10 protein-coding genes are annotated in these 12,141 nt (G+C 43.1%); 7 read left to right on the top strand and 3 right to left on the bottom strand.

The window, feature by feature from the left end; translation table 11 throughout:
• Position 1: 1 nt before the first annotated feature.
• The 5 genes from ACP2AF_RS18900 to ACP2AF_RS18880 are packed head-to-tail and all read left to right on the top strand — an operon-like array spanning position 2 to position 3,653.
• The gene (locus ACP2AF_RS18900) at positions 2 to 469 is read left to right on the top strand and encodes a hypothetical protein (protein ID WP_425237704.1); all 468 of its coding nucleotides are present in this window, start codon (positions 2 to 4) and stop codon (positions 467 to 469) included.
• Positions 466 to 1,734 carry a hypothetical protein gene (locus tag ACP2AF_RS18895; protein WP_425237703.1) on the top strand — a complete coding sequence of 423 codons (1,269 nt, stop codon included), beginning with the start codon at positions 466 to 468 and terminating at the stop codon, positions 1,732 to 1,734. The genes ACP2AF_RS18900 and ACP2AF_RS18895 overlap by 4 nt, the downstream gene beginning before the upstream one ends.
• Positions 1,722 to 2,057, top strand: a complete 336-nt coding sequence (locus ACP2AF_RS18890) for a hypothetical protein (protein ID WP_425237702.1) — start codon at positions 1,722 to 1,724, stop codon at positions 2,055 to 2,057. Before ACP2AF_RS18895 ends, ACP2AF_RS18890 begins: the two co-directional genes overlap by 13 nt.
• Positions 2,047 to 2,517 (top strand): PulJ/GspJ family protein, encoded by a 471-nt coding sequence (locus ACP2AF_RS18885; protein ID WP_425237701.1) that lies wholly within the window; start codon positions 2,047 to 2,049, stop codon positions 2,515 to 2,517. Before ACP2AF_RS18890 ends, ACP2AF_RS18885 begins: the two co-directional genes overlap by 11 nt.
• Before the next feature lie 2 nt (positions 2,518 to 2,519).
• Positions 2,520 to 3,653 (top strand): type II secretion system F family protein, encoded by a 1,134-nt coding sequence (locus ACP2AF_RS18880; RefSeq protein WP_425237700.1) that lies wholly within the window; start codon positions 2,520 to 2,522, stop codon positions 3,651 to 3,653.
• Between the two features lie 235 nt (positions 3,654 to 3,888).
• Here the strand turns inward: ACP2AF_RS18880 and ACP2AF_RS18875 are convergent, their stop codons facing one another.
• From ACP2AF_RS18875 to ACP2AF_RS18865, 3 genes are read right to left on the bottom strand one after another with little or no spacing between them, the layout of a single operon-like run.
• Positions 3,889 to 4,740, bottom strand: a complete 852-nt coding sequence (locus ACP2AF_RS18875) for a mechanosensitive ion channel family protein (protein WP_425237699.1) — start codon at positions 4,738 to 4,740, stop codon at positions 3,889 to 3,891.
• Positions 4,741 to 4,775: 35 nt separating this feature from the next.
• On the bottom strand, positions 4,776 to 4,964 hold the full coding sequence (locus ACP2AF_RS18870) for a hypothetical protein (protein WP_120711962.1): 189 nt from the start codon (positions 4,962 to 4,964) through the stop codon (positions 4,776 to 4,778).
• Complete coding sequence (locus ACP2AF_RS18865; protein ID WP_425237698.1) at positions 4,965 to 5,639, bottom strand: RNA polymerase sigma factor; 675 nt, start codon at positions 5,637 to 5,639, stop codon at positions 4,965 to 4,967.
• A gap of 847 nt (positions 5,640 to 6,486) precedes the next feature.
• Here ACP2AF_RS18865 and ACP2AF_RS18860 point away from each other — a divergent pair.
• Both ACP2AF_RS18860 and ACP2AF_RS18855 read left to right on the top strand, forming a co-directional pair.
• Complete coding sequence (locus tag ACP2AF_RS18860) at positions 6,487 to 8,250, top strand: hypothetical protein (protein ID WP_425237697.1); 1,764 nt, start codon at positions 6,487 to 6,489, stop codon at positions 8,248 to 8,250.
• 29 nt (positions 8,251 to 8,279) lie between these two features.
• A complete protein-coding gene (locus ACP2AF_RS18855) occupies positions 8,280 to 11,963 on the top strand; it encodes a phosphodiester glycosidase family protein (protein WP_425237696.1) in 3,684 nt (1,227 codons plus the stop codon).
• The last annotated feature ends 178 nt before the right edge of the window (positions 11,964 to 12,141 follow it).

The following is a 12,141-nucleotide window of genomic DNA, read 5'->3' as shown; positions in this document are numbered from 1 at the left end:
AATGAAGAAAAATCAAAAGACATATCTATTGTTGACCGTGGTCCTCGCCATTTGGGGCATCCTTGGATTTAAAGTTATAAAGACCGTAAATCCGGATTCCGATCAAAATGCAGAAGCCGTCGTTTCGAAAAAATTCAAGCCTATGGAATTCAAGGAAAGGGACACCTTTAGTATCGTGGCCCACTATCGGGATCCTTTTTTGGGTACGCTTCCCAAATCGCTTACACCCAAAAAACCAAAAAGAACGCTTCAAAAAAAAGATACCCTTCCCAAACGGGAAATTCTATACACCGGTTTTATTGCGGAAAGTTCCTCCGGTCACGAGATTTTCTTTTTGACCATTGACGGCCACCAACAACTCATGGCCAAAAATGAAGTATTTCGGAAGGTAAAACTGTTGTCCGGCGACCTGGAAAAGGTCAAGGTTCATTTTGATGGAAGAACAAAGACCATACCCTTGACCCAATGAAGGCTCCTGCAAAGATAAAGGCTGGGGCGTTGCAGTTCGTACTCTTTATAGGAGCCATCATAGCCATACTCCTTTTTTCTTTTGTATTGATTTCCTATACCCATAGTTTTTTCGGAAAAAAGACGGATCTGACGGTAGACATCATCCAAGAAACGGAATATGGACTCCAATACGCCTATCAAAGAAATATGGGCGTTGGTGAAATTCTCCAAGTACCAACCAACAGGGATACCGACATTTCAATTACGGTTCAAAAAACATATTGGGGCATTTTTGAAAAGTATGTTTCCATAGCCGAACAGGGAAAACAATCTTTTTCAAAACTCGCCCTTTCGGGAAATCGATATCCCGATGGTCTACCTGCACTATATCTTCGGGACAAACAAAGACCGTTGATTATTGCCGGGAATTCCAAAATTACTGGGGACGCCTATTTGCCACAACAGGGCATACGAATGGGAAATATTTCGGGAAACTCCTATCGTCATAGTAGGTTGGTCCATGGTAGGGAGAGGCAAAGCAAGACTACCATGCCCAAGTTGGCGGAAGAAACGATTGGGGAAATCAATAGGTTGTTGAATGCGAATCAAAGTGGGGAATCTACGATTCCCTTACGACCTAAAATGGAAGTAAAAAACTCCTTTGCTTCCCCAACAGTTCATATCAATGATTATATCATAGAATTGGAAAGCGTTTCATTGACCGGCAATATCAAAATTATGGCTTCCCATAAACTTGTGGTGCATCCCACCGCGATGCTTAGGGACGTGGTACTTGTTGCTCCTGAAATTGAGATTCGGGATGGGGTAAAAGGTTATTTTCAGGCCATTGCCAGTAAAAAGATCCATATGGGAAAGCATTGCGAACTGGCTTATCCGTCCGCACTTGTCGTAAAGGAAAAACAGAGCAATAGAACTCCCCAAAATAGGAACCCGGCCGCCAACCTTTTTGTTGATGACCAATCCGTTGTAAACGGAATAGTGCTCTATCTGGATGAATCCGAGGAACGTACTTACGCCCCACAGTTAAAAATTTCCGAAAATGCCTTGGTACGTGGGCAGGTATATTGTACCGAAAACTTGGAACTCCCAGGGACTATACTAGGTAACGCAACCACAGATGCCTTTATTGCCTTGGCGAATGGTAGCATCTATCAGAACCATTTGTACAATGGCCATATTGATAGTGCCAAACTACCCTTGGCCTATGTAGGGCTGCCCATAGCGGGTTCTGGGGACAAAAAAACGATGAAATGGTTGTATTGAAACAGATAAAGGCATCCACTTTAATGGAAACCTTGGTCGCCACGGTCTTGATTGTGGTCATTTTTATGATCAGTAGTATGCTGTTGAACAATCTGTTTTCCAACTCCCTTAGGGGAAGGGATGATCAAATGGAAGAACAATTGAACCAACTGGTTTATGCGTATGGCCATGGAAAGCTGGGTTTGCCGTATTACGAAGAAATGGGGGACTGGGCGCTTTCGGCCACCGCCCTAAATCAAAATGGAACGGAAACCATACGGTTCGAAGCAACACATCAAGTATCCAAAAAGACCATCGGAAAATCAATTGTACATGCAGATTAGCGTTAAAAAAATACAGGCCTTTACCTTAAGCGAGATGATTGTTGTCTTGCTCATTACCACCATGGTAGTGGGGATGGCCTTTTCCGTGCTTCAATTGGTACAAAACCAAATGAACGGGATAGCCGGGAATTATGAACGGAATACGGAATTTGATCTACTGCGCCAATCCTTATGGATCGATTTCAATCGATACGATAGGATTTATTATAACGAAAATAGCCGGGAATTGCAATTTGTCAATGAAATGGGCGGCCAAACCTATCGTTTTACGGAAGATTTTATGACCAAGGATATCGATACATTCCGAATCAAATGGGAAACACAGCGCTTTCTTTTTGAAAACAGGGACAGTCCCTTGGGAGAAATCGATGCCATCCACTTCCAAACGACCAAGGCGTTTGGTAACCGGACACTTTTTGTATACAAGAATAATTCCGCAACTACGTACATGAATCAATAGCTATGGGTTTTAAATTGGAACATAATATAAGGGCACCCAAACAATCTGCGGATAGCGATTGGCTGTCCAGTACCCTGAAAAAAGAGATTACCTTTTTCGGAAAAACCTTTGGCAATAGGAAAAAAGAGGATTTTTATACCGAAATAGCGGTTTTGCTCAAAGCGGGCATCACCTTAAGGGATGCCCTGGCCTTGATACAGGAAAATCAGAAAAAAGAGAAGATGCGGTCCTTTTATGCGGAAATTGTGGATGAATTGGTCTCCGGTACCAGTTTTTATGAGATACTCAAGAAAAAGAAAGCGTTTACCGAGTATGAATACTATTCCGTTAAAATAGGGGAAGAGACCGGAACCTTGCCCCGAATAGCGGAAGAATTGGGCAAGTTCTTCGCCCGAAAAAATGAACAGCGAAGGGGATTGATCAATGCCTTGACCTACCCGATCATTATCTTAATCACCGCCGTGTTGGTCGTTATTTTTATGCTTCGGATGGTAGTACCCATGTTCGAGGATATTTTTAGGCAGAACAATGTAGATCTTCCGGCCATGACCAAAATGGTAGTAAGTGCGTCCAACTTTATCCGGGATTTTGGATGGCTCGTACTTTTAATAGTCGTCACCCTTATTGTACTCAGAAAAACATTTTCAAACCAGGTATGGTTCAAGCGGCGAAAGGACTTTCTGCTATTGAAATTGCCCTATGTAGGGAACTTCATCGCTTCGGTCTATCTGGCGCAGTTTACCCAGGCGGTCGCTTTGTTGACGGCTTCCAAGGTGCCCGTTTTGAACAGTATAGGGCTGGTAAAAAAAATGATCGATTTTTATCCTTTGAATGAAGCCTTGACCCATGTGGAGATGAACGTACTTTTAGGCCGAAGCCTAAACGAAAGTATGTCCGGTGCCCGGATTTTTGACAATAAAATGGTCTCCCTCGTCAAAGTGGCCGAAGAGACCAACCAAACCGAATATATTTTTGAACGCCTCAATCAGCAGTATGCCATTGAGGTACAACAAAAATCCAAGTTGCTATCCACCCTAATGGAACCTTTGATTATTGTTATCGTAGGGATTTTTGTCGGCGTAATCCTGGTATCCATGTATCTGCCCATGTTCAAGTTGAGTAGTGTGGTGGGCTAGGGGGAACCTTATTAAAAATCTCTTGGAAAATCTCTTTCAGGGCTATACTGTATAAGAGTAGGACTATCCTTTAAAGGAAATGTTTTTAACTTGGTCTTAGGGGATTGGATTACAATAGATCAATCATCATATTCATCCAAAAAGACAATCAGCAATACAACGGACAGGAGAATAAGGAGGTACAATAAACTTTCAAAATAATAAAAATGACCCACCCCGTACCTCTTATTACAATTTAGTCATCCTGCATATCATACTTGGGGGTAACTTCTACCGTTCCATCAATAATATCCTTGATCGGAATGATTGTTCTTTTTTCGATACCCGTCCGTATGGTAAGGGAAATATTGTCAATGGCTACGACCACACCCTCCATATCGTTTAGCTTTACCAAATCTCCTATGGCATAGTTCTTCCGGGCGTAATAGGTAAATAACAGCTTCCCTATTATCTCCTTGGATCCTAGGCCAAATCCTATGGAAATGGCCAGGAGAAAGGCTCCAAGGACAATGGAAAAGTTGTTGGTGACTATAGTAGTATCTATCCCCGTTTGGTTTAGGGCAGCGATGGTGATCAGAACCGTGATAAAATAAAAGACCACTTCGCTTATGATTCGGGAACCGCTAAGATCAAAGGACTCAAAAAGGCCTTTGATGGATTTTTTAATGAAATCCGCAATATACAGCCCGATCATAAATAGGGCAATGGCACTAAAAAGTTTGGGCAAATAGCGCAAGAGGTTTCCGATTTCCTCGGATACCACGGTCCAGTTCATGATGTCCGCCGCTATAATGAGGAATACCAGAAATAGAATCCAGCGTACAAAATTTACGATGACCTGGGACACCTTAAATTTTATTTGGGCCCTTTCAAAGAGGTTTATGGCATTGATTTTTTCGGTCAATCGGTCTACCTTGGCAAATTTCAGGATCCTTTTGAGCAAAAACTCGATGATCTTGGTAACGAGCCATCCCAGTGCTAGGATAACGATTGCCCCAATAATATTGGGCAGTACGGTAACAAGACCGTCCAACATTTCCTTTAAGGACCCCAAAGTAAGGGTTTTCCATTTGGTGATTTCTTCCATGGTATGTAAGTTTGGTTCTTAAATTCCATTCCGGTTCAATACCGGCCCCTGGTCTTGAACAGATTTTCCAAGGCCGAACTATAATTAGTAGAAAAAAGTGATGCTACTTCCATAATAAACTTGGCCAGAGCTATGTTTCGCATCACTTTTTTCCTCAGTTCCGGGGGAACCGGTTTTTGGTATTGGTCCATTTCCTTGAATGGATTTCTATTTTCTTCCGTCATTTATGTTAGTTTATGGTATGCTCGTATTACTTTTTGCCTTGCCCTTTTTAGACGCATCTTTATGGCTCCTTCGGTTACGCCCAAAAGTATGCCCAGTTCCTTTACGGAAACATCGTCCTGATACTTTAGCAGCAATAGGGATTTGTCCTCTGCGGTTATGAGTTCCAAGGCCTTTTTTAACCGTGTGGCCTTTACCTGCATCAACTGTTCTTCGGATACTTCAAATAAGGGCATAAAATCCGGGTCGCCCACGTTGTCCAGGGGATGATCCATTTTTTTTAAGTTCTTTCTGCGTATATAGTTCACACAAAAATTATAGGTAAAGGCATAGAGCCATGTGGAAAACTTGGATTTTCCCTTGAAGGTGTCCAACTTCAGGTACAGTTTTAGAAAAACGTCCTGCGTAAGATCCTCGGCCTCGTCCTTTGATTTGGAAAAACCATAACACTTGTTGTATACCCTTTGGGCATAGCGATCGTAGAGATGACCGAAAAGCAGCGGATCGTTCACTTGAACGATCTTGCGTACCAGTTCCTCGTCGGAAAGCGTTCGGGGTTTTCTGCCAATTTCCAATGGTATCCTTAGATTGGTTGTTTGTTTTAGGGTTAGACCCGCTTTTTGCAGCAGGTAACCCATTATTTTGCAGTATTTCCGTTTTTGTTTGAAAATGGACATGATATAAGCGTTTGGCCTATGGTATTGAATGGATATTCCCATGTCCTTAAAAGTGTAGTATTCCGCTACAAAATTAAGTAGGGTATTGCTCCGGTGAAGATGCGATCATACCAACGGCGGTTCCTGTTCGATAATGGGTGCTCTGTGTGGAGGTAAGGCGTTTGGGCCGTTTTATATATTGGCAATGGGATTTACGGTTCAGGGTTCTTCCCCTAGAACGGGAAGGTGGTCCGGCCCTGGGCCGGAGCGGAAGGGGTGGGGGTGTTGTACGGGTTGCGGGCCGTTTGGATTGGATTTGTTCTGCCGGAGCCTTAGACGAACCCTTTCCGACTTCCCGCTTTCGCGGCAAGCCACCTTTCCCTGTCAGGGAAAGGAACACTCACGATTGGCCTATACGTTTATTTAAGAATTTTTCCCCTTTCACATAAAGCCTCTTTTTCCTTATTATCTCGGAAAGGACCATTTGGGGTTGCTTTAAGGGCAGTATACATAGGTATATTTTACCTTCTTTTTTGGAATTTTCAACTTTGTTAAAATTTTTTTCTTACAAAGAATAATGACTCTTCTGTCTTATTGCCAAAATACGCTGTTTTTCCTGGAAAATAGAATCTAGGCTTAAGGGTAAACCTTGGGTTTTGTATCCCGGATATATACCACGATCGTACCTTGGCTACAGGCTCATGGAATGCTAAAAAGGAAAAATCTTTTAGTCCTAACTGGTACGGGACAATAATTTTTTAGAAGGCCCAAGGGCTTTTGCCAGCGTTGTAAGAACCCTCTCCAGAGATCGGAGACAACACATAGAGAACATATAAAACCAATACAAACTCTTTAAAACGCAAATACTATGAAAAAAACAAGTTCCCCCCCACCATTCTTCTCCCGTATTCTGTTCATTACCATGGCCCTGACGTTCTTAGGGATACAGGCCCATGCACAAAGAACTTTCCTTAGTAATTACCAAGTTTTTGACAAAGGGATACGGATCAACGGGGACAACAATTACGGAAATACCGAGGCATTATCCCTACACCCCACCGTTACCTTTGAGTTGGATGCTCCCGGCGTTATAGGGGGCCGGTTTGGAATAACCACAGATGGCCTGGTAGGTATTGGAAACAACAAACCCATATTTGCTTTGGATGTGGCTCATTCCGGGTCCAGTGGTTGGGTGACCCAATTTTTAAATAAGACATCGAGTTCTGGAATCCATCTTGGTGGTAGAGAGATAGACGGAATTAAACATGGCATCATTGGTAGTATTGGCAAGACTCCCTTGGTCCTCAATCCGGATGGAGGTGATATACACTTTGGTTCGCAAGACAATTCCGATCTTAATATAACCGCCCATGGAAAATTTACCTCCGGTCATATCACTACTACGGGTTTAACTATAGACCACGGCAACGTGGGCATAGGGGTAACCGACCCTGGCTTTTTGCTTGATGTAGCTGCGCCAGAGAATAAATTAATAGCTGGCTGGACAAGCCAGTTTAAAAATGAAACGACCAATACCGGGGTTCATTTTGGGGGAAGAAGTAATATCGGTATCATTGGCTCTCTTGGGAAAACTCCTCTGGTCCTCAATCCGGATGGAGGCAACGTGGGCATAGGGGTCACCATGGAACCAACGGAAAAACTGGAGGTCAATGGAAACATCAAAACTACAGGAAAAGTTATTGCCGAAGGGGGAATACAACTCGGTAACGGAACTGGGATTTTATCTTTTTTAGTCAATGGTGCACCAACATTCCGAGTGGGATCAGACGCTATTATAGATGGTGATGTACGGGCAGCAAAGGACTTGTTGGTAACAGATAAGTTGGGAATCGGTACGGACAATCCTTTGGTTCCACTGCAAGTACAAGGACCAAGTCGTCTATTTGGCAATGTAGGCATAGGTACCGAAGATTTGACTGAAAAACTACAAGTAGACGGCAACATCAAAGCTACTGGGAAGATTATAGCAGGGGAAGGAATACAATTGAATAATATCTCGGAGAGCATGTACTTTGCAGAAAATGGCGATGTGGGCATTGGGGTTGTCCCTGGTACAGGCGAAAATAGGAAGGGTAAACTACATGTTAAAGGTAGCTTTCATGTAGAGAATGATAATCACCAGGTATTTCATGTTTCCAGCGGTAGGGAACTGGTATTTATAGGAACCAGCGCTTACGAGGCTTGGAAAAAGGTCAGCGATACATTTGACCAGTTGAGCCCCGAACAGCAAAAAAGGTTTAATTCGCATTCCGTATGGGCAAGTGGAGGTATTACCTCAGAGGATTTCACAATACAACCGGCAACTAAATGGCCTGATCATGTATTTGAAAAGAGTTATGACCTGCCCTCCCTGGAGACGCTCAAAACCTTTATAAAGACCCATAAACATCTGCCCGATGTACCTTCTGAAAGTGAAGTACGCGAACATGGGTATAGCCTGAAGAACTTGCACTATGGATTTTTGAAAAACATTGAAGAGCTCGCCTTGCATACCATTACCCAGGAAGAAAAAATTAACGAGTTAGAGGCCCAACTGGAAGAATATGAACATCTAGGCCAGGAGGTAAAGCAATTAAAAGCAACCTTGGAACAACTCACCAAAACTAAATAATCCCTCTACCCAAATTATAAAATATCAAAATGAGACATATAGAAATAAAGGTCTTAGGGGAATGGCTTCCCTTATTAATGATGTTGACCATCATGGGAACTATCTATGGCCAGGGAATCGGTTTGGATCCTATGGCACTTACCGATCAATCGCTTTCTGCCTATAGCACGGATTTCCCAGATTGGCTTCAGGATAACGTAAAGATTTATGAATCCCCGAACCCCAAAAAGAACCCTATTTGGGAGGAAGAAGATATGTATACCATAAATTTCAAGGAACTTCTTGGAAAACAGGGTACAGAAAAACCCACTGCCTTTATGAAAGTAGCCCTAAAGGCTAGTGAAATTCCCAAAAATAGCAGGAAAAATAGCTTTATCGAGGTAGATCTATTTCTGTACGATGAAGAAGAAGAGCATGGCTATGATGAGGGTCAAAAACTTATAAGCATTTTCATGACATATGATAGATATTTGAACTATTTTGAAATAGGGGATGGGGAAACCAGCAGGTTTATAGCCTCTAAAAATGAATCGATGAAAGCTCCAAATAGTAAGACTTATGATTCAAATCGCATTAAGCAAGCACTTTGGAATTTGGGCCTGGCTACTAAACTAAAAAATACCACTGAAGGTAAGGTTGTTTTCCGAATGACGTTCCATCAAGTGGGAAAATTAGTGAATCTTCAAGTTGAAGGGCTCGGTGAAATAGAACCCCAGCAATTGCTCTATGCAAAGAGCAACAATGTATTCAATGATCCAAGCAAAAAGGAAACTGTTGTTGACTTTCCTCAGTCTACTGGTATAACCATAGACCGCTGGACTTGGAACTCAGGTAAGCGTCTTTATGGGACTACCAACAATATCCTTAACATTGCTGAATTGGATTTCTCCGCAAGCAGTAACGTCGAACTACAACTGGATTATGTCTTTAAGGATCCCAGGAGCGATCCGGAGAATTTTAATCCCAAGACCTTGAAAAATAATGATGGTTCCCCTGGAATACTGAGCGCAAGTGAGCTTGAAGACAAACCATCTATGGATATAGTTCAATCCATCATGCTTGACCAACCACAGGCCGGGATGTTCGATGTGGTCTCCCATCGGGCGGCCCGGGCCGGCGCACTCTTTGCCGTAAACGGGGCCTTTTATGATTATTACTATTACTGTTTGCCCGGAGTAAAGACCTCCCTAAAGGTCGATGGTACTTGGCGCTATGTACCTGATATTTTTAACCATCGCAATACCGGGGCCCTGGTATTTAACAAAAATAATGATTTTAAGTTTCTAAGAAATGATCGGGAGTATGATTTTATTGGGGATAAGACTGGGTATTCCTATGATGCAGCCAAAAGTGCTTATTTAGAACAGGGAGGTGGATGGCCCAACCTTATGTCAGGGGGGCACTTTTCCGAACTGGGCAAACCCTATCGCTTTTTTGAACCAGAAATTATTAAGGAACTTAAAGAAAATGGCGATTACTTCTGGGAGAATCCTAGGAGAACCTACCCCAATATAGATGACATAACTGAAAGTAAATACAAAAACTGGAATGCCACGGAATTCAGAATCTGGGCTAGGATAGCATGTCAAAGGTATGATACTGCAGAAAACCATTTTTCTTTTTCTGACGCCTTTAATCCGGCATACCTTCACCAGGACGGAATGGTTAAAATTAACAACAACCAGATAGATTTTACTGGAGGAAAGGCTAACAAAATCTATACCACTGTGGACTATAGGCGATACAAACATGAATTCGGTATACAGAAACGGGGCCGTACCTTTATCGCCAAAAAGGGCCGAAAGTTTTATATTATAACTGCAGATGGTGAGTACAATCTCAACTGCCAACTGGAATACAAGGGCTACAAAGGTAAAGACGCCAGGTACTATGCTACAGTGGCCCCGGGGCTTACCATCGATGAATTGTCGGACCTTTCCCAAAAACTGGAGTTTGATGCCCTGCTCAACCTGGACGGGGGCGGTTCCTCTACCTTCTTCGTTAACGGTAAGGGCATGCTTCAAACACCTTATGCCGGCCATGCCGAGGGCCCGATGCAGCAACGCTATCTATCTACCACGCTGATGATTGTGCCCAAAATTGTTAAAGGTAACATCAAACCAAAAAAAAATGTAAACCAAGGACACCTGTATTTTGACAATTCTGGTTTGCAGTCGGAATCGTTTGGATTCCAACACCATCACATTTATGGGTGTCCTCCCTCAGAGGATGCCATTGCTCCTATTATTCCCTACCGCGATTGGCCTAAGGTGAGAGCTTTGAGCCTTACCCCGTCCATTGATAAATTTACAAAGGTGTCAGATGCTAATAAAGGCGGACTTATTACGGGAACATTCAATGGGGGATTGGCAAGCTCTGGGACAGAAGGAGCTATACTTTTTGCGCTTTCAGAAAATGGGCAGTATACAAAGAGAAAGGAAGAAAAAACAAATTTGGACACAAAAGAGATATTCACCGATCCCGGATCTCTTTTTGTAATTGGCGTTGGTAAGATGCCAGAAATGTTGAGGAAAGTTTTGGGAAAATTTCACTTTTACGATTCAAACACCACCGCTCGACAAGAGGCATGGGAAGGATATCTTACAGATAACAATCAGGCTTTTTATTCCATTCTGGTTAACAATAACAAAATTTACCACTATGTATTCGATAAAGCCAATAGCTGGAGCCATTATCTAGACGGCAAATGGCATCAGTTCACGGTTAGTTATAATAATGAACAACATCATACTGGTTATTCGTCAAATGCTTTATATACCTATGTCGATGGAATTGAAGTTACGTTTGATGATGATGCATATCTTTGGGAAGTTGATTCATTGGAGGACCCCAGTTATTTCTTCCAATTAAATGATGTTACCCATGCTATGATCGGTGCTATCCCTTTAAAAGGAAATTATCTCACACCTAAGAAAAGCAACTTGAAAGTGGATAATTATATGTTTTTAGTTGGGCATTCTGCTCTTGAAGAATTGCGCATATACTTGATAGATAAGTATAATGCTCCTTTTGATTTGGGTGCTGCTATAAAACAATTTAGCTCGGATATTGCATCTAACGACTATACGTTGCCCGATTCCTACGACAGCTTTGAGTGGAGCGATCCCGCAAAAAACCGTTGGTATCTTCAATTTGAGGAAGGTACGGGATACCATGCCCATGCCGTAAATGACACCCAAGCTCTAGATGAGAATGGGAAACCTTATTTCTATGGCCTTAACCTATGGGGGTCTTGGGTAACGGAAAGTTCCGCCAAGAAAGAAGTAGCGGATACCGCCAAGGCCTTGGATAGTATTGTGGACCCCATTACGGATGAACCTTTAAATGCCAATCCAACCCTGGAATTCGGCTCCGCCGGAGTTTCCCATACCGAAGAGGCCCCGGATGCCTCGGCAACGAACAGCTTAACGGAAGATACGCTGCGCCATAGCTGGAACGTTTACCCCAACCCTGCCAGTTCCTCGCTCTTCCTGGATCTGGTACTGGAAGAGAGCACGCCCTTGGACATCTATCTCTTTAACCTCTCCGGGCAGCAATTGTTCCACGCCCGCTCCGCACGGATGGAACGTGGGACAAACCGTGTAGACCTGGGCGAGATTGCCCGGCGTTTTGGAGGCAAGCAACAGCTATATACCCTAAAGGTACGCGGCAATGGTTTTGCGCCCATAGATACCAAGGTGATGATCAAATAGGGATTTCCCCGGGAAGGAGGCCAGGGAGTGTGGGGCTTACTACCTGTCAGCGTTATCCGATCCGGGGTCTGCCCTCCCGAATGTTCCTTTCCCTGCCAGGGAAAGGAACACTTACACTTAGCCCTGAAATGCTTGTTTTCTTGGGAATTGGTACCCACGTTTATGGGTAAACCCTGGC

Origin of the sequence: Ulvibacterium sp. (assembly GCF_965248315.1) — a bacterium.
Classification (GTDB): Bacteria; Bacteroidota; Bacteroidia; order Flavobacteriales; family Flavobacteriaceae; genus Ulvibacterium.
Note: the sequence above shows the minus strand (reverse complement) of the source record. Positions and strands in the feature narration are given on the sequence as shown.

Bases quoted from the DNA above. Each gene is read 5' to 3' on its own strand.
- ACP2AF_RS18900 (WP_425237704.1), top strand. From the start codon at position 2: ATGAAGAAAAATCAAAAGACATATCTATTGTTGACCGTGGTCCTCGCC.
- ACP2AF_RS18895 (WP_425237703.1), top strand. From the start codon at position 466: ATGAAGGCTCCTGCAAAGATAAAGGCTGGGGCGTTGCAGTTCGTACTC.
- ACP2AF_RS18890 (WP_425237702.1), top strand. From the start codon at position 1,722: ATGGTTGTATTGAAACAGATAAAGGCATCCACTTTAATGGAAACCTTG.
- ACP2AF_RS18885 (WP_425237701.1), top strand. From the start codon at position 2,047: ATGCAGATTAGCGTTAAAAAAATACAGGCCTTTACCTTAAGCGAGATG.
- ACP2AF_RS18880 (WP_425237700.1), top strand. From the start codon at position 2,520: ATGGGTTTTAAATTGGAACATAATATAAGGGCACCCAAACAATCTGCG.
- ACP2AF_RS18875 (WP_425237699.1), bottom strand. From the start codon at position 4,740: ATGGAAGAAATCACCAAATGGAAAACCCTTACTTTGGGGTCCTTAAAG.
- ACP2AF_RS18870 (WP_120711962.1), bottom strand. From the start codon at position 4,964: ATGACGGAAGAAAATAGAAATCCATTCAAGGAAATGGACCAATACCAA.
- ACP2AF_RS18865 (WP_425237698.1), bottom strand. From the start codon at position 5,639: ATGTCCATTTTCAAACAAAAACGGAAATACTGCAAAATAATGGGTTAC.
- ACP2AF_RS18860 (WP_425237697.1), top strand. From the start codon at position 6,487: ATGAAAAAAACAAGTTCCCCCCCACCATTCTTCTCCCGTATTCTGTTC.
- ACP2AF_RS18855 (WP_425237696.1), top strand. From the start codon at position 8,280: ATGAGACATATAGAAATAAAGGTCTTAGGGGAATGGCTTCCCTTATTA.